We start from the raw sequence: 19,828 nt of genomic DNA, 5'->3' as shown, positions 1-19,828 counted from the left end.
TGACCTAACGCATTCGCAGGCAAGCCAGCTCCCACATGAGCCTTGTGGTGGTTTTAGAATTGGTACTCGGCACCAGCACCGGCGTACCACGAGCGGCCAGGAGCGGCTTCGTAGTAACGGTTGTTGCCATCGCCGACGATCACCGAGCCGACGTATTGGCGGTCGAGCAAGTTGTCCAGGCGCAGGGTCTGGTGGAAGGTCCAGTGTTCGACTTTCTGCTCAAAACGTGCGCGCCAGTTGAAGACGCTGTAGGCCGGCGCGGCACGCTGGCTGTTGGTGTCTTCGACATACACCTTGCTGCGGTACAGGCCTTCGATGGCGGTGCTGACCCAGTCGCGGGGCTTCCAGTTGAGTTCGGCGAACAGCGTGGTTTGCGGCACGCCGGGCAGGTAGTTGCCCTTGTCGACGGCGGTGCTGCCACCGCTGGTGAAGTCGCTGTCGTAGGTGGCTTGCAGGCGGGTGTAGGCGAGGTGGGTGCTCCAGTGTTCGCTGAGCTGGCTTTCGATGCCCAGTTCGAAGCCGCGGCGCAGGGTGCGGCCGGCGTTTTGATAAGTCGTACGGCCGCCGCTGGATTGCTGTACCACCAACTCGTCTTCGGTCGTGATCTGGAATACGGCGGCGTTGATGCGTGTGTCCTCGCCGACGCGTGCTTTCAGGCCCACCTCATACTGCGTGCTGACCGAAGGCTTGAGCGCGAAGTTGAAGCCGTTTGAGTTGCCGGAATATGCCGATTCAGCTTGCGTCGGGGTTTCAAAGCCTTTGCCAGCGCTGACGTAGCCATGCAAGTCAGGTGTGAAGGCGTACATGACGCTGACTGACGGTGTGTTCTTCTGGTAAGTCTTGCTGCCGCTGTCGTTGCCGTCGCTGAGGAAGTGGTCGTTTACTTTCATTTCCATGGTGCTGTGGCGTAGGCCTGCTTGCAGCGTCCAGTCACCGAGTAACCAGTTGGCTTGCACGAATGGGTCAAGGCTGGTGGCGGTGTCGATTTCGTCACGGCCAAGAGCGCCTTTTACGCCGTGAACGCCATTGACGGTGTTGGAATAGCCTTGGCGATCGTCCTGGCTGCGGTCGTAGTCGACGCCGGCGATCAGGGTCAGGTCGCCCGGAACGCTGGTGATAGGTTGCAACCAGTGGACGGAACCGCCGTAGAACTTGCGGTCGAACGCCACCACGCCGCCGCGCGCATTGGCAGGGTTGGTCACACCACTGGCGAACTTGTCAGGAATCGACAGGTACTGAATCACACTCCGCCGCCCTGTATACGCATTCACCTGCAACGTCGCATCACCGATGTAACGTTCGTAATTCATCCCCAATTGCTGATGATCGATACTTTTTCGCGTGTTGTAGGTGAGTGCATTGGCACTCACCGAGCGCGGATCGGCCTTGTACGCCGCCCAGGTCTGCCCCAACGGATCCTGCGTGCCGTTTTGTTCCAGGCTGCTGTAGATCAATGCGAGTTTGCTGTCGTCATCCGGCTGCAAGTTCAACTTGGCGAAGGTCTGGTCGCGGCGCGCGCTGCTGTGGTCGCGGTAGCCGTTGGTGTCCATGCGCGAGGCGTCGAGCACGAAGCCTGCGCCATTCGCTGCGCCCTCGGCGGTCAGGTGGTTCTTGTTCAAACCGTCGCTGCCCACCAGGGTTTCGGCGCCAATGCGCGGCGGGCCTTCGCCGTCGCGGGAGAACATCTGGATCACGCCGCCAGCATTGCTGCCATACAAGGTGGCCGCAGGGCCGCGCAGCACTTCGATGCGTTCAGCGGTGTCGAGGTTGAACGTGGCTGCCTGGCCCTGGCCATCCGGCGTGCTGGCGGGAATGCCATCGGCGATCAGCTTGATGCCGCGCACACCGAAGGCGGAGCGGGCGCCGAAGCCGCGGGAAGAAATCTGTAGGTCTTGGGCGTAGTTCTGGCGGTTCTGCACCACCAGACCCGGCACGCGGGCCAGCGCCTCGGAGGCATTGATGCCCAATTGGCCGTCGCTGATCTGCTCACGGCTGATGCCGTCGACCGAGTAGGGCAGGTCGAAGGTCGGGCTGGCGCTGCGTGAGCCGGTGACCACACTGGGGTCGAGGATCAACGCGGCATCATCGGCCAGCGCAGGAGTGCTCAGGCCCAGCAGTAATAGGGCAAGGCGAGTGGAGGCAATTGTGTTCATGGAGAGGCCGGATCAGTGGCGCGACGCGTGGTAAGGAGCGTAGGCGCAAAAAAACGCGAGTTTAACGGCTGCCTCCCTCGTTTACCGAATTTCTGACACGTCAGACATATGGGACGTTTCCTACGCAACGTTACGTTGTCGGGTGACTGTAAATAGCTGGGTGCGGTGGTAGGTTTTTGGTCCCTCTACAGATTGGAGAGATTTATGATGTCTAACGTTGCAGGGTTATTGGCATTGCTGGGTGTGTCTTTGATGGTGGCCGGTTGCGGCACCATGACCACGGTGCTGCGTGAAGACAGTGCTACAGTCCAGTCGCTCAAAGCGAAAAAAACCTATTGCCAGTCGGTTCCGCGCGTTTACAGCGGAGTGGCTTATGACTTGTGCGTGCTGCATGCGCCACCGAACTCTGGAAGTGGGGTCTCCTTGAACGATGTTCCATGGCCTTTTCTCGATGTGCCCGTATCTGCTGTCCTGGATACATTTTTCTTGCCCTACACCATTTACCGCCAGAGTCAGGACGGCAGCATCGAGATCTTCCGCTGATCCCTCTTGACGCTTGCCGCTAACAGCTTCCCTTCGCTTTTAAGCTATAATCCCGCCCTTTAGCTGTTTCCTGCCCGGGCAGGAGGCACACTTTTTTCAGGCGCAACCCGCCTGCATGCAGACTAAAAGAGGCTAGACCCCTGTGGCATTGACGATTCTTGGCCTGTCCGGCGCCCTTAGCCATGATCCTTCCGCAGCCTTGTACATCGACGGCAAGCTGATCGCGGCCGCCGAAGAAGAGCGCTTCGTACGCGACAAACATGCAAAGAACCGCATGCCCTACGAATCGGCGAAGTTCTGCCTGGAACAAGCCGGCATCAAGCCTTCCGACGTTGACGTGGTGGCGATTCCGTTCGCCCCGATCAGCCTGTTCGGCGAGGCGCGCTGGCACTACGCCAAGCGTTACTGGTACGCCCCGGACCGCGCCCTTGACGCGATCCTGATGGGCAACCGTCGCTACAAGCGCTATCGCAACAAGATCGTCTGGTGCCTGGAGCAACTGGGCTTCGATCCAAAGAAAATCAAGATCGAGCCGGTTGAACACCACCTGGCCCACGCTTCCAGCGCCTACCACTGCTCCGGCTTCCAGGAGAAAACCGCGATCCTCGGCATCGACGGTAAAGGTGAGTACGCCACCACGTTCTTCGGCTACGGCGAAAACGGCAAGATCCACAAGATCAAGGAATTCTTTGACCCGGACTCCCTCGGCGGCCTGTACGGCGCGATCACTGAGTTCCTCGGTTTCGAGATGCTCGACGGCGAGTTCAAGGTCATGGGCATGGCGCCGTACGGCGACGCCAGCAAATACGACTTCTCGCGCCTGGCCTCCTTTGAAAACGGCGAGTTGGTGATCAATACCGAATACGCCAACGTCATCGGCCTGCGCCGCTACAAAGAAAAGGGCAAGGGGTTCTACTTCTCGCCAAAACTGATCGAGTGGCTGGGTCCGAAGCGCGAAGGCGATATCGCCGACGAGCCGTACATCCACTACGCCGCCAGCATGCAAGCGCTGTTCGAGAAGCTGGCGCTGCAGATGATCGACCACTACCTGGGCGACATTCTGAAAGACACCGGCAAGCTGGCCTTTGCTGGCGGCTGCGCGTTGAACGTCAAGCTGAACCAGAAGATCATTGCCCGCGACGACGTGAAGGAGCTGTTCGTGCAGCCAGCGTCCGGCGATGCCGGCACGGCTGTCGGTGCAGCGGCCTACGTGTCCCACGCCCGTGGTGTACCGGTCGAGAAGATGGAGCACGTCTACCTCGGCCCGTCCTACAGCAACGAAGAGGTGATTGCGGCGTGCGCCAAGCACGAAAGCAAGCCCGTGTGGCGCAAGATCGACAACATGCCGCAGCGCATCGCCAAGATCATGGTCGACGGCAACCCGGTGGCCTGGTTCCAAGGCCGCATGGAGTTTGGCCCGCGCGCCTTGGGCGGTCGTTCGATCATCGGTTGTCCGAGCGCCACCGGCGTGGCTGACCGCATCAACCACCAGATCAAGTTCCGCGAGCGCTGGAGGCCTTTCTGCCCGTCGATGCTCGACACTGTCGCCCCACAGATGATCAAGGTCGACCATCCGGCGCCGTTCATGACCTTCACCTTTGAAGTGGCGGAAGAGTGGAAGACCCGAGTGCCGGAAGTGGTCCATGAAGATGGCACCTCCCGCGCCCAGGTGCTCAAGCGCGAGTACAACCCGCGCTACTACGACATGATGAAAGAGCTGGAAGTGCTGACCGGTAACGGTGTGTCGCTGAACACCTCGCTCAACCGTCGTGGCGAAGCGATGATCTGCTCGCCGAAAGACGCGCTGGACATGTTCTTCGGCTCCGACCTGCAATACCTGATCATGGAAGACATCCTGGTCGTCAAAGACGGCGTGGACCCTTATGACGCCGTGGTCTAAATGCTGAACCGCTTCCAGGGTTGGCGTGAGCGAGGCTGGGCGCCAGTCGAGGCCGAGGTTTACGCCCAGGCCTGGCAGCGGTTTGGCGGCAGCGTGGCGACCCATCCGCAGATTGTCGAGCGGTTGGCGGGCCTGGCGCAGATTCCTGTGCGCTACCTGGGCTGGGAACAGGACGGCGAACTCAAGGGGGCGATTGCCACCTGGGGGCGCGACCTGGCCCTGTCCAAGGACGTGCTCAAACGCAGCGGCAAGAAAGGTTTGTTTGACCTGGGCAATGCCGAGATCATCCTGCCGATCGCTGCCGATGCGCAGTTGCCGGTGCGCCATCGCGGGCGCTACCTCTCAGCGCTGAACGAGGGTCGTATCAGCACCCTCAAGCCCCAGGCCGAGCAATTAGCCATGGCGCGTACCCCCGAAGACTTGTCGAAGAAGTTTCGCTACAACCAGCGCCGCGAACTGCGTCTGCTGGAAGAGGCGGGCGGCGTGGTGCGGGCGGTGAGCGAGTTTTCGAGCACGGAACTGGCGGCGATCTATTGCGATCTGTTCCAGCGCCGCTGGGGCTTTGCGGCCACGGGCGCCGAGCGCCTGGCCGAGGTGCTGGCGCTGCTCAAGGAGTTCCTGATCGGCTCGGTGCTGTTTCTCAACGATGCGCCAATTGCTGTGCAATTGGTGTATCGCGTCGAGGCGCCCGAGTGGACCAGCATTGAGTACGTCAACGGCGGGGTCGACCCTGAAACCCGCGCGTTCAGCCCCGGTAGCGTGTTGAGCTTTCTCAACACGCAAAGCGCCTGGGAACAGGCGCGTGCCGTGGATAAACCGCTGCGCTTTTCCTTCGGGCGTGCCGACCGTGAGTACAAGGAGCGCTGGTGCAACCCGGTGCCGGTGTTCAGCATATGAGTCGCAAACAGCAACTGCTCAAGCGCCACCGGCGCAATAAACGCATTGCGCTGCTGATCGGGCTGCTGCTGTTGATCGCGGCCGGTGTGCTGGTGGCCTGGTGGCTGCCGCTGATCCTGGCGGTCGTGTTGTGGGTGGCCCACGAAGCGTGGTTTGCTGACCACCTGTTTTATTCGCCCAAGGATGACTACCAGTACCGTTTTGCGCCGAGTGGCCAACAGGTCGGGTTGCGTCTGGAAGGCAGCAGGTTGCTGGCCGATAGGCCGCTTGAGCTGGCTGGCGATGAAACGCTGATCGTCGAAGTACAGCTCAAGAGCAACCTGTGGGGGCGTTTATTTGATCCTGCGGTTGAGTTTCTGGACGATCGCCAGGCATTCGAGCGCGGCGTGGCCGGCAAGCGTTACCTGAACCTCACTGGCTCGGCGGCGGCATTGGCCGGCGGTGAACTGCGCCTGCGCGGTCGTTTTTGCCGCGTGATCGGCCAGCCTGTCTTGTGGGTATTTCGCCAGCCCGACGCTGCCCGACAGCGCGTGATGGTGATCGCGCCCCATGCCGACGATGCCGAGTTAGCTGCCTTCGGCCTGTACGGTCAGGCGGATGAAAGCTGGATCGTGACCCTGACCGCGGGTGAAATCGAGGCCGAGCACTATCAACAGATGGGCATGGCCAAGGCTGAAGCGGCGCGGATCAAAGGGCGCCTGCGCGCCTGGGACAGCATTGCCGTACCGCGCTGGGCCGGTGTGCCCGAGGCGCACTGCGTGCAACTGGGGTACTTCTGTCTGCAACTGCCGGCCATGCGTGACGCCCCCGATCAGCCCCAGGCATCGCGCGAAGCGCAGTTGGACGATACGCGGCTGTTCCGTCAGTTCAATGCCTTGGCGTTGCCGGGCGATGTAGACGGCGCGCCGACCTGGAACAACCTGATTGCCGACCTGCGCGCGGTGCTGCTCAAGGCGCGCCCCGAGGTGATTGTGTTGCCGACACCGGTGCTCGACCCGCACCCGGACCATATCTGCGCGCACACCGCCGTAGTGCAAGCCTTGCAGGGACTTGAGTGGCAACCGATCACATTGCTTGGCTACGCCAATCATCTGCATGATAACGACCGTTGGCCCATGGGTGATTCAGGCGCCGGCATTGCTTTGCCGCCGCAGTTCGATGCCGCTCAGGTACTTGAGCCCTATTGCCGCGTGCTGAGCCTGAGCCAGCAGCAGGACAAGGCCATGGCGCTGGGCATGATGCATGACCTGCAGCCCCGAGCACCGTTCAAGCGTCGGGTGCGTCGCTTGTTGCAGCAATGGCTTGCGCGTCGTGGTCCATCGCCTTACGGCGAGAATGAATTTTTCCGCAAGGCCGTGCGCCGTCACGAGCTGCTTTGGGTGCTGAAGCAGGACTGAAATTGAATTTTTTCGTCGGGCTGCCCGCGTGTAGCCGCCCGATTGCCTCATGGAGTGATATGAAGCCTCGTTTCAAGGTTTTGCAATTGCAGCCTGACTACAACGTCAAACTCAATGATTTTGCCGATCTTGGCGAGCAGATCGTCAAGGCGTTGCCGACCGAGCGGTTTGAGGTGACGTCGGCCTTCCTCAGTGGGCGACCGCAGCCGGGACAGCCGTTGAGCGTGGCGGATCACTCCAAATATTTCGAGTTTCCCGAAAAAGCGCTCAAGGGCATTCGCCTGGGCGCCATGTGGGAGATCTACAAGTACTGCCGCGAGCAGAAGTTCGACGTGGTCATCTGTAATCGCTTCAAGTCGGTGAACATGATGCTGTCGCTCAACCGCTGGTTGAAGATCCCATTGTGCATTGGTATCTCCCACGGTTTCGGCGAGTACGAGCGTGCCTATCGCCGACGCCAGACGCGTCGTTTGGTCAGCCCGGCCTGGCGTTTTGTCGGGGTGTCGGCGGCGGTCAGGGATTACCTGGTCGGCCTCAACTGCGGCTTTACCCACGAGAACACCACCTTCGTCACCAACGCCATCGATATTCCGCAGGCCGAAGCTTTGCAGTTGCCACGCGAGCAGGCGCGCCAGGCGCTCGGGCTGCCGCTCGACGCGCGGATCATCGGCGCATTGGGACGCCTGGTGCCGATCAAGGGCCATACGCATCTGTTGCAGGCGTTCGCGCGCCTCAAGGACAAATACCCCAACGCCCAGGTCGGCATCATCGGTTCCGGCCGTGCCGAGGCGGATTTGCGTGGGGACATAGAGCGTCTCGGCCTCACTGGCCGTGCGCACCTGCTGGGCTTTCGCGAGGATGGCCTCAAGTATGTGCGTGCCTTCGATATCTGGACCATGCCTTCCTTGCTTGAGGGCCTGGGCCTGGCGCTACTGGAAGGCATGAGTGGACGCTTGCCGGTGATTGCCTCCAACGGCCCGGCCATGCTGCCGCTGGTAGAAGGGGCGGGCGGCTTGTCCCACGAGCCTGGCAATGTCGAGCAACTGACTACTGCCCTGGACACTTACCTGGCCATGAGCGATGAGCAATTGCGCGCCAAGGGTGAACAGGTGTTCCGTTACCTGGAAGAAAACCACGCACTGGCTGAATTCCAGCAGAAGTACCTGAACCTCATCGAAACCGGTTTGAAAGAAGTAGGTAGAGCATGACCGCGCAACAACCCCTGGTCTCAGTGATTATCGCGTCCTATAACCACGGCCGGTATATCGAAGAGAGCATCCTCAGCGTGCTCGGCCAGACGTACCCGAATATCGAACTGCTGGTGGTGGATGACGGCTCCAAGGATGACAGTGTCGAGCGCATCCAACGCTTGCAGGCCGAGCACGGCTTTGATTTCCAGGTGCAGCAGAACCAGGGGCTGACCGCCACGCTCAACGGTGCCATCGCCCGCGCCAAGGGCAGCCTGATCGCTCCGTTCGGCTCGGATGACATCATGCTGCCGGACCGTATCGCCACCCAGGTGGCGTATATGGCAGACAAACCCAAGGTGGGCATGTGCGCCGGCAATATCGAGCTGATCGACGGTGATGGCAACCTGCACCCGGAGAAAAAACAGCGCCGCGACGTACCGTTTCGCAGTCTCGACTTCGACGATATGTTCATGGATCGCAAGCCTTTCCCGCCAGCACCAACCATGCTGATCCGCCGCGAAGTGCTGGAGGAGGTCGGCGGCTTCGACCCGCTGATTCCCCTGGAAGACCTGCTGATCCAGCTGAAGATCACTGCTGCCGGCTACACGATCGACGCCCTGGGCGTGGTAATGGCGCAGTATCGGCAGCACGCGAGCAACACCTACAAGAACCATCGCTACATGATCCAGAATATTCTCAAGACGTATGCCCAGTTCAGCGAACACCCGGCTTATGACGCGGTGCGCTACAACTTCCTGAACTCGATGTTCCTCAAGACAGCCGACCGTGACCGGCCATTGGCGCGGGAAATCCTCAAGCAGATCCCGCTGAAGTTCTGGGGGCGCAAGACCTTGCGTGGCTTGGTGCGGTTGTATCTGGCGCCTCTGAGGAAGTGAGGCGGCAGGCGAAATGAAAAAGGCGACTATCAGCCGTGATAGTCGCCTTTTTTATCAGGCGGCGGTGCTGGCCAACGCCAGTACGTGCTCGCGGATTTTCGCGGTGGCGCCTGGGCTGGCGACCGACGCATAACCTTTGGCCAACTGTTCGAAGTGAGTTTCGAACAGCCAGGCGCGGTCCTGCGGATAGCGCTGCATATGGCGAAGGTTGCGCTGGCGCAACGCGTTGCGCAGCGGCGACGGGTAGATGCGCAGGTCGGCGATATCGATCAGGCCGAACTCACCGTCGTCCATCAACAGTACGTTGCCCAAGTGCAGCGAGCGGAAGTACACGCCGCGCTCATGCAGTTGGGCCATGAACTGGCCAAAGCGTTCGATCAGCGATTCACGCAGGCTGTTGTCCAGGCTTTGCAGGGCCTGGCGCAGGGTCAGGCCGGGCAGTGGCGTGTAGCTGACGGCACTGCTGGCGTCGCGCAGTCGATAGACACCGAGAATCTGCGGCGTGGGAATACCCAGGGAGCGCAATTGCTCGGCGTTGCTGGCAAACCGTTCGGAGTAAGGGTTGAAGCTGCCTGAGGTATACCATCGGCGCGGGCGGAACACTTTGAGGAAGCGACCGTTGGCCAGGCGCAGGACCTTCGGGCCCAGGCCGTCGGCTTCGATCACGTGGGCATCGGCGCACAGTTGCTCGAAGTCTTCAGGCTGCAGGTTTTGCACCGGTATGCGCAGCAGGCTGCGGCGGCGCTGGGCGATGCTCAGGCCGGTGATGATGGCCAGCGGGATCCACAGCAGGAACCAGTGCTCCTTGGGCCGTGACAGAATGCCACCGCCTTCGGTCAAGCCGGCGCCGATGCCATAGGCAAGCAGCGACGAGGCCAGGATAAACAGGGGTTGTGCCCGTTCCTTGAGTCCTTTGTACAGGCCCCAGCCGAGCATGAAGATCCATGGGATAAAACCGATGATCCCGACGTAATACAGCACGCCCAGGGCAAAACTGTGCGGCTCGCGCAGCTCGTTGCCGTCGGCCAGGGTCAGGTACAGCTCGGAGTCATAGCTGTGGCCGATCCATGGATGTTCAGCAATGCGCTGCAGGGACATGCCCCACAATTCGAAGCGGAATGAGCTGCCGCGATTGGTGATCACCTCGGGGTAGAGCAGCAGAAGCCCTGCGGCGCCCAGGATCATGCCTGCGATCAGCCAGGCTGAGCGGCGGTTGCGGCTGACGAAGGTCATCCACAGGATGGTCAGTGTCAGGGCTACCAGCGGTGTGCGCGAGCCTGTGGCCAGAACCGCCGCGAGCATGACTGCCAGGGCCGGGACGCTGAACCACAGCACTTTCAGGCGCTGGGTGGTCATGCAGACATAGAGCCAGTAGACGCAGAAGAAACCGAATAGATGAGAGCTGAGCAGCGGGTTGTCGAGGGCGCCACGTCCACCGATCATGCGCATGCCCGGTTCGAAGCCTTTGACGAACGCCACCAGGTTGCACAGGCTCACCACCAGTGCAATTACAGCTGCACTGAAGAAGATCGGCTTGAACAGTTCGTTGCGGTAGTGCAGCAGCAGACCGCAGCCGCCAAACAGCATGAAGGTATTGAGCGGGCGCTTGAACAGGTCGGTGTCGGCGGTGGGCTCGGGGCTCCACAGCAGGCTGGTCATGGCCCAGGCGGAGAAGACCAGGAATGCGAGCGCCAGGGGCTCGCGCAGTAACTCTTTCAGCTCCCGCGGGCGCATGCACAACATGAACAGGGTCGGTACGCTGAACAGGATGTAGACGATTCGATGCAGCACGTTGCGGTTGGATACGAAGAACAGCGAACTCAGCAATAACAACAAGCCAATGGGCAAAATCCACAGGACCAGGAAGTCGAAAACGCGATTTGAGCCATAGATCAGGCGCTTGGAGTGCATACAGTAAAGCCATTCCATTTTGAGAAAGCCAACCATCTTAAAGTAGTGGCTATGTAATGTCGCTGGTCGGGTCCGACCAGGCTGTGGGTCATGCAGGGTGCAAGTACAACAGAGAAGCTGTGCTAAAGTCAGCCTCCTTTTTCAAAACGCCGCGTGATATGACCGACTCCAGTCCGAGCGCAAGCCCTTCGAGCTTGAAAATATACTTCCGCCTGCTCAGTTACGTTAAGCCCTACGCCGGCTTGTTCGCGCTGAGCATCGTCGGATTTCTGATTTTCGCGTCGACCCAGCCAATGCTGGGGTACATCCTCAAGTACTTCGTCGACGGCCTTTCCAATCCTGAAGCCGTGCTGTTCCCCAGCGTGCCATTCCTGCGGGACCTGCAATTGCTGCAGGCCGTGCCGCTGCTGATCATCCTGATTGCCGCCTGGCAGGGCCTCGGTTCGTTCCTTGGCAACTACCTGCTGGCCAAGGTTTCCCTGGGCCTGGTGCACGACCTGCGGGTGCAGTTGTTCAACAACCTGCTGACACTGCCAAACCGCTACTTCGACAACCACAACTCCGGGCACCTGATTTCCCGTATCACCTTCAACGTGACCATGGTCACGGGCGCGGCCACTGATGCTATTAAAGTGGTGATTCGCGAAGGCATGACGGTGATCTTCCTGTTCGCCTCGCTGCTGTACATGAACTGGCGCCTGACGCTGGTGATGATCGCCATCCTGCCGTTGATTGCAGTGATGGTGAGCACGGCCAGCAAGAAATTTCGCAAGCAGAGCAAGAAGATCCAGGTGGCCATGGGCGACGTGACCCACGTCGCGTCGGAGACCATCCAGGGCTATCGCGTGGTGCGCAGCTTTGGTGGCGAAGTCTACGAGGAAAAACGTTTCCTCAAGGCCAGCCAGAGCAACACCGACAAGCAACTGCGCATGACCCGTACCGGGGCGATCTATACGCCGGCGCTGCAACTGGTGATCTACACCGCGATGGCGGTGCTTATGTTCCTGGTCCTTTATCTTCGCGGTGATGCTTCGGCGGGTGACATGGTGGCCTATATCACCTTGGCCGGCCTGTTGCCCAAGCCGATTCGCCAGCTTTCGGAAGTCAGCTCGACGATTCAGAAGGGTGTGGCGGGCGCCGAAAGCATTTTTGAACAGCTGGACGAAGAGGTCGAAGTTGACCGCGGCACGATCGAGCGTGAAAAAGTCAGCGGTCGTCTTGACGTACGCAACCTCAATTTCACCTACCCAGGCACCGAACGCCATGTGCTCAAGGACATCAGCTTTACCGCCGAGCCTGGGCAGATGATCGCCCTGGTAGGGCGTTCGGGCAGTGGCAAATCGACCTTGGCCAGCCTGATCCCGCGTTTCTATCATCATGAAAGCGGCGAGATCCTGCTGGACGGCGTCGAGATCGAAAAGTACAAGCTGCTCAACCTGCGCAAGCACATCGCCCAGGTGACCCAGCACGTGACGCTGTTCAGCGACACTGTGACCAACAACATCGCCTATGGCGACTTGGCGGGTGCACCTCGGGCGGACGTTGAAGCCGCCGCGGCGGATGCCAATGCCAAGGACTTCATCGACCAGTTGCCCAAGGGCTTCGACACCCAGGTCGGCGAAAACGGCGTGTTGCTGTCCGGCGGCCAACGCCAGCGCCTGGCGATTGCCCGTGCCTTGCTCAAGAACGCGCCGTTGCTGATTCTCGACGAGGCCACCTCGGCCCTCGACACCGAGTCCGAGCGCCACATTCAGGCGGCGCTGGACAAGGTCATGCAAGGTCGCACCACGCTGGTGATCGCGCACCGTTTGTCCACCATCGAGAAAGCTGACCTGATCCTGGTGATGGACGACGGTCGGATTGTCGAGCGTGGCACTCACGGCGAACTGTTGGCCCAGAACGGCTACTACGCCCGCCTGCATGCCATGGGGCTGGATGCGCCAGTTTCCGCCGACATCACCTGAGCCTCCCTTGTAGGAGCCGGCTTGCCGGTTCCTGCATTGCAAAACCCTCCCGCAATCCTCCTGTAACCCTGTGCTAATATCGCGCCCCTGTTCATTTTGTATGTGGGTTGCTCCATGAAGTTGTCCATGCCGCGATTCGATCAAGCCCCTGTCTTGGTGGTCGGCGATGTCATGCTCGACCGTTACTGGCATGGCGGTACCTCACGGATTTCCCCTGAGGCGCCGGTACCGGTAGTCAAGGTCGAGCAAATCGAAGACCGTCCAGGCGGCGCTGCCAACGTTGCCCTCAATATTGCCGCCCTCGGCGCCCCGGCCTCCCTGGTGGGTGTGACCGGCGACGACGAAGCCGCCGACAGCCTGGCCAATAGCCTGCGCGGTGCTGGCGTGCGCGCGCTGTTCCAGCGCATTGCCCACCAGCCGACCATCGTCAAGCTGCGGGTCATGAGCCGGCACCAGCAATTGCTGCGTATCGATTTCGAAGAACCCTTCAGCACCGACGCCCTCGCCCTCAGTAGCCAGGTCGACCAGTTGCTCGAAGGCATCAAGGTGCTGGTGTTGTCCGACTACGGCAAAGGCGCCTTGAAGAATCACCAGGAACTGATCCAGGCCGCCAAGGCCAAGGGCATTCCGGTATTGGCCGATCCCAAGGGCAAGGACTTCTCGATTTATCGCGGAGCCAGCCTGATCACGCCGAATCTCAGCGAATTTGAAGCCATCGTCGGCGGTTGCACCGATGAGCACGACTTGGTGACCAAAGGCGCCGCGCTGATGGCTGACCTCGACCTGGGCGCCTTGCTGGTGACCCGTGGCGAGCACGGCATGACCTTGCTGCGTCCTGGCCACCCGGCGATGCACCTGCCGGCACGTGCCCGTGAAGTGTTCGACGTTACCGGCGCCGGCGACACCGTGATCTCCACCCTGGCCGCCTCGATTGCGGCGGGCGAAGAGCTTCCCCACGCGGTGGCCCTGGCCAACCTGGCGGCGGGCATTGTGGTGGGCAAATTGGGTACTGCTGCCATCAGCGCGCCTGAATTGCGTCGTGCGATCCAGCGCTCCGAAGGTTCGGAGCGCGGTGTGCTGACCATCGAGCAACTGCTGCTGGCGATTGACGATGCCCGTGCCCATGGCGAAAGCATTGTGTTCACCAATGGCTGCTTCGACATCCTGCACGCTGGCCATGTGACTTACCTGGAGCAAGCGAGCGCCCAAGGCGACCGCCTGATCGTGGCGGTCAACGATGACGCCTCGGTGAGTCGCCTGAAAGGCCCTGGCCGTCCGATCAACAGCGTCGACCGTCGCATGGCGGTGCTGGCTGGCCTGGGCGCGGTGGACTGGGTGATCAGCTTCCCTGAAGCGACCCCGGAAAACCTGCTGGCCCAGGTCAAGCCGGACGTTCTGGTCAAGGGTGGCGATTACTCCGTCGACCAGGTCGTAGGGGCGGATATCGTCAGCGCCTACGGCGGCAAGGTCAAAGTGCTGGGCCTGGTCGAGAACAGCTCGACCACCGCCATTGTCGAGAAGATCCGCAACAATGAGTAACGCTGATAAGTGGGTCCTGATCACCGGCGGTGCCGGCTTTATCGGCTCGCACCTGGTCGATGCACTGCTTGCCAAAGGTTATGGCGTGCGAGTGCTGGATAACCTGTCCACCGGCAAGGGCAGCAATTTGCCGCTGGACAATCCACGCGTCGAACTGCTGGAAGGTGATGTGGCCGATGCCGAGCTGGTGGCCCGTGCCGCTGTCGGCGCAACGGCGGTGGTGCACCTGGCGGCAGTGGCCTCGGTGCAGGCCTCGGTGGATGATCCGGTCAGCACGCACCAGAGCAATTTCGTCGGCACCTTGAATGTCTGCGAAGCCATGCGCAAGGCTGGCGTAAAACGCGTGGTGTATGCCTCCAGCGCGGCGGTCTATGGCAACAATGGCGAAGGCGCTTCGATTGACGAAGACACCACCAAGGCGCCATTGACGCCCTATGCGTCCGACAAGCTGGCCAGTGAGTTCTACTTCGACTTCTATCGTCGCCAGCATGGCCTGGAACCGGTGATCTTCCGCTTCTTCAATATCTTCGGGCCCCGCCAGGACCCGTCATCGCCGTATTCCGGCGTGATCAGCATCTTCAGCGAACGCGTGCAGCAGGACGTGCCGATTGCCGTGTTTGGCGATGGCGAGCAAACCCGTGACTTCATGTACGTGGAAGACCTGGTGGACGTGTTGGTGCAGGCCATCGAAGCGCCGGACGCACCGTTGGGCGCGATCAACGTGGGCTGGAACCGCACGACTACCCTCAAGCAGGTGCTGCAGGCGTTGGAAGAAATTGTCGGCAAGTTGCCGACGGTGACTTACGGGCCGGCGCGTTCCGGGGATATTCGCCACTCGCGGGCGAATAACCAGCGCTTGCTGGCGAGCTTCAAGTTGCCCGAGCCCACTCCGTTGAAGGTCGGGTTGGAACGCTTGCTCGAAGGCTGAACGCAATCAAATGTGGGAGCTGGCTTGCCAGCTTCCACCATAGCCAGTTCCCATATCGCGTTGGCGTCAGGCCTTGGCTTTTTTCTTGGGCACAATCTTGCGCAGTACCCGCTGTGCCAGGCGCTTCAATTTCGACTCTTTCTCCGGCTCCGCCAAGCCCTGCTGGCGTAGCCAATCCTTCCAGCGAATCCGCTCCTCACGCACCAGCCAGCCTTCCTGCTGGGCGAAGCTTTCCGCCAGGTACAAACCCCGTGTACTCGCCGGGTACAGCTGGTCTTTCTTGACGGTGTACAACTCGGCCAGAGGCTGGCCGTCTTTCAATGGCATCAGGTACAGGTCAGGACGCTGGCGGTCCAGGCGTGCCACCAGTTGATCGCCTTCCAGGCGCTCGTCTACATGGAACAGGCTCAGGGACTTGGCTTCCTTGGGCACTTCCAGACGCAGGTCATAGATCAGTTGCAGGGAGGCGGTGGGCAGGTGCACATAAGCGCGTGGGCGCTCGATCAATTGGGTAGTGGCGCAGCGTACCGGCCGGGCGGCACCGGACAGCGGGCTGAGGCGAAAGGGCAGGGCTTCACGGTAATGCAGCGCTGCGGAATAGGGCGCCGGTAGCCAGGTGTCGTTGAAGCGTCCGCCCAGCCAGCCTTCCGGCGTCTCCAGCAGGCACTCTTCGGCGATTTCCTGGATGGCGGTGTGCAGCGGCAGGTTCAGTTCATGGGCGGGCACGTAGCCGGAGATCAGCTTGAGCACCACATCGCCACGGTCCTGGCGGCGTTGGCGCACCAGCACCCAGTAATCGCGGTTCTGCCAGTGCAACGTCAGGCGAACCGATACGCCGAGGTTGGCCAGTTCCAGGGCGAAACGTTCTGGGTCGGCCACTTCCACCGGTTTGCGCCGTTGCAGGGTCTGGGCAAAGTTGAGCGGCATGCCGACGCTCTGGTAACTCAGGCCTTCGGGGGTGGCTTCGACGTGCAGCGGCAGTGTCTTGAAGTTGCTGGGGTTTTTTCTTATGAGCGTTCGCGGCATGTCGGCTCCTTCTTGCGACGGGGTCGGCCGCGTGGGCGGCATCAGAGTTGACGAATGACCTGGGCAGCGGTCGCCACGTTATGGGCCAGGTGCAGCGGATTAATGGTCCCGACAATAGCACTGGCGACGCCCGTTTGCGCAAACAACAGCATGAAACTCGCACGAATTGGATCCATTCCAGGCTCCAGGCAAACATGGCCACTGGCCAAGGCCTTTTTCACCAGGATGCCTTTGCCGTGGGTCGCCGCATAATCAATGACGGCTTTCTCGGCCTGTTCGTTCAAATTGTAGGTGACCATGGCGCAATCGCCCTGTTCCAGAGCCTTCACCCCGCCTTCGACGGTTTTGCCGGAGAAGCCGAAACCACGGATCTTGCCTGCCTTTTTCAGCTCGGCCAGGGTCTGGTAGACCTCACAGTCGTTGAGGATATGCAGGTCGTTACCGTCGGAGTGCACCAGCACCAGGTCGATAAAATCGGTTTCAAGTCGTTTCAAACTGCGCTCGATCGACAGGCGGGTGTGGGCCGCGCTGAAGTCGTGACTGGACAGGCCATTTTCGAACTCTTCACCGACCTTGCTGACAATCACCCAGTCCTGGCGTTGACCGCGCAACAGTGGCCCCAGGCGTTCCTCGCTCATGCCATAGGCCGGCGCGGTGTCGATCAGGTTGATGCCCAGTTCGCGCGCCTGTCGCAATAGCATGCGCGCCTCGTCGTCACCAGGAATCTGGAAGCCGCTGGGGTACTTCACCCCTTGGTCGCGGCCCAGCTTGACGGTGCCCAGGCCCAGTGGCGAGACCATCAGGCCGGTGCTGCCCAGGGGGCGATGCAGGTCGTGCAGGGTGGGCAGGCTCATGGCAACAGTTGCTCCCAGGCAGGTACGCCGATGGCGGGTTTTGGCAGGTCGGGCAGGGGCTCGCTGGCGCTCGGGCGGATGCCGTCACGTTCCAGGCTGGTGATCACCCGATCGGCGAAGTCCGGCGCCAGGGCCAGTTTGGTCGGCCAGCCCACCAACAGGCGGCCTTCCTCGGCGATGAAGGCGTTGTCGGGACGGGTCAGGCCCGATTGCAGTGGCTCGGCACGGTCGACCCGCAGGGTGGCCCACTGGGTTTGGCTCATGTCGATCCACGGGAGCAATTGCGCCAGTTCTTTCTGCGCGGTGGCAATCTGCTCTTCCGGCGTGCGCGCTACGCCGTCGGCTTCGGCAATGTCGCCGCCCATGTACCACACCCAGTTGCCATCGGCGGCCGGGTGAGTGGTGACGGTGATGCGCGGCTTGGTGCCGCCGCCCAGGCAGTGGGCGTACAACGGCTTCAGGCCAGGCCCTTTGGCGATGATCATGTGCAGGGGGCGCTTTTGCATCGCCGGCTGGCTCAGCCCCAGCGCGGTCAGCAGATCCGCCGTGCCCGCGCCGGCACTCAACACGATGCGCTGGGCGCGGATTTCGCGGCCGTCTACGTTCAAACCGATGAGTGTGTTGCCTTCCAGCAAGGGTTCGATGTGCTGCCCAGCGAGCAAACCATCACCGGCCAGCTGGGCCAGGCGCTTGATCAGGCTCGGTACGTCGATAACCAGCTCTGCCAGGCGATAGACCTTGCCCTTGAAGCGACGGTCTTGCAGGGCTGGCGGCAGGTCGTCGCCCTTGACCTGGTCGACACGGCCGCGCACGGCCTTGCTGGCGAAGAAGCTGGTGAGGTTGCCGGCAATCGTGCCGGGCGACCACAGGTAATGGGCTTCGGACAGCAGGCGCACGCCGGTCAGGTCCAGCTCACCGTTGCCCGCCAGCGCTTCACGCCAGCGGCGCGGCATGTCGGCAATGGCTTCGGAGGCGCCAGTGAGGGCGCCGTGCAGGGCGTATTTGGCACCGCCGTGAATGATCCCTTGGGACTTCACGCTTTGCCCGCCACCCAGGGTGGCGCTTTCCACCAACACCGTGGAAAACCCCTGGCGGCGCAGGCGCGCATTCAGCCAGAGGCCGGCAACCCCGGCGCCGACAATCAGAACGTCGGTGGAAATAACGGATGGCATGGGCGACCTCAGTGTTCAAGACAAGAGGCGCAGTATACAGGGATCACTATTTGTAGGAGCCCGGCTTGCCGGCGATGGCGTCTGAGAGACCGCCATCGCCGGTAAGCCGGGCTCCTACAGGTGAGTAGTTCAGTGCCCGGCGGTTTTCGAGAACAACTGGATCACCACCACACCCAGTACAATCAGGCCCATCCCCAGCATCGCCGGGATATCCAACTTCTGCCCGTAGATAAACAACGCCGCGATGCTCACCATCACGATGCCCATCCCGGCCCACACGGCGTAGGCCACGCCCACCGGCACCGTACGCACCACCAGCGTCAGCATCCAGAACGCCACGCCGTAGCCGACGATTACCAGCAGCAGTGGGATCGGCGTGCTCCAGCCCTTGATGGCTTTCATGGAAACGGTGGCGATCACTTCCGAGCAGATGGCAATGGCCAAGTAGTAGTAAGCGACGTTCATGGGGTAATCCTCGGGGTAAAGCGATCAGATAAGGCTGGCATTCTAGAGTCTAATCAGATGGGGTAAAGTCATTACCTATCCGAATAAGAGATGGGTTGAGCCATGAGCGTGCAGTGGGATCTTGAGCAAATGCGTCTGTTTGTCAGCGTCGCCGAGCAGCGTTCGTTTTCGGCTGTGGCGCGTCAGCAGCGCAAGGCGCAGTCAGCGGTAAGCAATGGGATTGCGATGCTGGAGGCGGACCTCGGCGTCAGCCTGTTCGAGCGTAGCAGCGGGCGCCAACCACGACTGACCGAAGCCGGCAGCGTGTTGCTGGAGGAAGCGCGCGAAGTGCTGCGCCAATGCGAGCGGCTCAACGGCCGGGCGCTTTCACTGACGCGCGGCGAAGAGGCGTGCCTGCGCCTGGCCCAGGACGAAGCCATGCTGTTTCAGCCGGTACTCGACAGCCTGGAGGCGTTGGCGGGCAAATACCCGTTGCTGGAAGTGCAGCTATCCAGCGCCGCCCAGGGCGACGTGGCGCGCAAGTTGGTAGAGCGCAAGGCCGACCTGGGCCTGCTGTTCTACCACGACCAGATTCCCGAAGCCCTGGAGCGGCGTGTGGTCGGCAGTGTGGAGATGGTCACGGTGTGTGGCGTGAATCACCCGCTGGCCAAGGAAAAGTACGTGACGTGCCAGCGCCTGGCGCAGTTCCGCCAGCTACTGATGTCGACCCAGACCAGTGTCTACCCCGGCAGCGAAGCGGCCAGCCCGTTGGTGTGGCGCGCCGACAGTTTCTACGTGTTGGCTGAATGGCTGATGAGCGGCCTGGGCTGGGCCTGGCTGCCCCGGCATATCGTGCAGTACCCGACGTATCAACAACAAATGATCGAGTTGGACAGTGAGTGGACGCCGCCGGCCCTGGTGGTGGAGTTGGTCTGGCGGCGCGACGAACACCTGGGACCTGCCGCACGCTTCCTGGCCAAACGATTTGCCGAGTGCTTGCAGGCGATCGACTGA

Annotated in this window: 16 protein-coding genes; 10 read left to right on the top strand and 6 right to left on the bottom strand. The window is 61.3% G+C overall.

Annotated elements, in window-relative coordinates:
* Positions 1 to 53: 53 nt before the first annotated feature.
* Positions 54 to 2,153 carry a TonB-dependent receptor gene (locus EJ576_RS04600; RefSeq protein WP_126569648.1) on the bottom strand — a complete coding sequence of 700 codons (2,100 nt, stop codon included), beginning with the start codon at positions 2,151 to 2,153 and terminating at the stop codon, positions 54 to 56.
* Positions 2,154 to 2,357: 204 nt separating this feature from the next.
* Here EJ576_RS04600 and EJ576_RS04595 point away from each other — a divergent pair, with 204 nt between their 5' ends.
* From EJ576_RS04595 to EJ576_RS04570, 6 genes are all read left to right on the top strand, one after another.
* Positions 2,358 to 2,696, top strand: a complete 339-nt coding sequence (locus tag EJ576_RS04595; RefSeq protein ID WP_126569647.1) for a YceK/YidQ family lipoprotein — start codon at positions 2,358 to 2,360, stop codon at positions 2,694 to 2,696.
* Positions 2,697 to 2,838: 142 nt separating this feature from the next.
* Positions 2,839 to 4,596, top strand: a complete 1,758-nt coding sequence (locus EJ576_RS04590) for a carbamoyltransferase (RefSeq protein WP_028615477.1) — start codon at positions 2,839 to 2,841, stop codon at positions 4,594 to 4,596.
* Positions 4,597 to 5,493 (top strand): antimicrobial resistance protein Mig-14, encoded by an 897-nt coding sequence (locus tag EJ576_RS04585; protein WP_126569646.1) that lies wholly within the window; start codon positions 4,597 to 4,599, stop codon positions 5,491 to 5,493.
* The gene (locus EJ576_RS04580; protein ID WP_126569645.1) at positions 5,490 to 6,890 is read left to right on the top strand and encodes a PIG-L deacetylase family protein; all 1,401 of its coding nucleotides are present in this window, start codon (positions 5,490 to 5,492) and stop codon (positions 6,888 to 6,890) included. Before EJ576_RS04585 ends, EJ576_RS04580 begins: the two co-directional genes overlap by 4 nt.
* Positions 6,891 to 6,949: 59 nt before the next feature.
* Positions 6,950 to 8,098, top strand: a complete 1,149-nt coding sequence (locus EJ576_RS04575; protein ID WP_068932706.1) for a glycosyltransferase family 4 protein — start codon at positions 6,950 to 6,952, stop codon at positions 8,096 to 8,098.
* Complete coding sequence (locus EJ576_RS04570) at positions 8,095 to 8,976, top strand: glycosyltransferase (RefSeq protein ID WP_122730543.1); 882 nt, start codon at positions 8,095 to 8,097, stop codon at positions 8,974 to 8,976. Before EJ576_RS04575 ends, EJ576_RS04570 begins: the two co-directional genes overlap by 4 nt.
* A 54-nt stretch (positions 8,977 to 9,030) precedes the next feature.
* Here EJ576_RS04570 and EJ576_RS04565 read toward each other — a convergent pair whose 3' ends face one another.
* Complete coding sequence (locus EJ576_RS04565; protein WP_126569644.1) at positions 9,031 to 10,887, bottom strand: O-antigen ligase family protein; 1,857 nt, start codon at positions 10,885 to 10,887, stop codon at positions 9,031 to 9,033.
* A 158-nt stretch (positions 10,888 to 11,045) separates the two neighbouring features.
* On the opposite strand from EJ576_RS04565, the gene msbA reads away from it, so the two are divergent.
* The 3 genes from msbA (at position 11,046) to EJ576_RS04545 (ending at position 15,318) form a co-directional block, all read left to right on the top strand.
* Positions 11,046 to 12,851 (top strand): lipid A export permease/ATP-binding protein MsbA, encoded by a 1,806-nt coding sequence (gene msbA / locus EJ576_RS04560; protein ID WP_126569643.1) that lies wholly within the window; start codon positions 11,046 to 11,048, stop codon positions 12,849 to 12,851.
* Positions 12,852 to 12,965: 114 nt separating this feature from the next.
* Positions 12,966 to 14,390, top strand: coding sequence for a bifunctional D-glycero-beta-D-manno-heptose-7-phosphate kinase/D-glycero-beta-D-manno-heptose 1-phosphate adenylyltransferase HldE (gene hldE, locus EJ576_RS04550; RefSeq protein ID WP_016975611.1), 1,425 nt, complete (start codon positions 12,966 to 12,968; stop codon positions 14,388 to 14,390).
* Positions 14,383 to 15,318, top strand: a complete 936-nt coding sequence (locus tag EJ576_RS04545; protein WP_126569642.1) for an NAD-dependent epimerase/dehydratase family protein — start codon at positions 14,383 to 14,385, stop codon at positions 15,316 to 15,318. The genes hldE and EJ576_RS04545 overlap by 8 nt, the downstream gene beginning before the upstream one ends.
* A gap of 66 nt (positions 15,319 to 15,384) precedes the next feature.
* On the opposite strand, the gene EJ576_RS04540 is transcribed toward EJ576_RS04545, so the two are convergent.
* From EJ576_RS04540 to EJ576_RS04525, 4 genes are all read right to left on the bottom strand, one after another.
* Positions 15,385 to 16,344 (bottom strand): hypothetical protein, encoded by a 960-nt coding sequence (locus tag EJ576_RS04540; protein ID WP_028615485.1) that lies wholly within the window; start codon positions 16,342 to 16,344, stop codon positions 15,385 to 15,387.
* 41 nt (positions 16,345 to 16,385) lie between these two features.
* Positions 16,386 to 17,198, bottom strand: coding sequence for an aldo/keto reductase (locus tag EJ576_RS04535; protein WP_122730549.1), 813 nt, complete (start codon positions 17,196 to 17,198; stop codon positions 16,386 to 16,388).
* A complete protein-coding gene (locus EJ576_RS04530; protein WP_126569641.1) occupies positions 17,195 to 18,370 on the bottom strand; it encodes an FAD-binding oxidoreductase in 1,176 nt (391 codons plus the stop codon). The genes EJ576_RS04535 and EJ576_RS04530 overlap by 4 nt, the downstream gene beginning before the upstream one ends.
* Positions 18,371 to 18,499: 129 nt before the next feature.
* The gene (locus EJ576_RS04525) at positions 18,500 to 18,835 is read right to left on the bottom strand and encodes a multidrug efflux SMR transporter (protein WP_010213655.1); all 336 of its coding nucleotides are present in this window, start codon (positions 18,833 to 18,835) and stop codon (positions 18,500 to 18,502) included.
* Between the two features lie 102 nt (positions 18,836 to 18,937).
* Between EJ576_RS04525 and EJ576_RS04520 the strand changes: the two genes are divergently transcribed.
* Entirely contained in the window at positions 18,938 to 19,828 is an 891-nt protein-coding gene (locus EJ576_RS04520; protein WP_122730552.1) for a LysR family transcriptional regulator, read from the top strand.

Origin of the sequence: Pseudomonas sp. C 49-2 (genome assembly GCF_003970195.1) — a bacterium.
GTDB classification, from domain to species: Bacteria; Pseudomonadota; Gammaproteobacteria; order Pseudomonadales; family Pseudomonadaceae; genus Aquipseudomonas; species Aquipseudomonas canadensis.
Note: the sequence above shows the minus strand (reverse complement) of the source record. Positions and strands in the feature narration are given on the sequence as shown.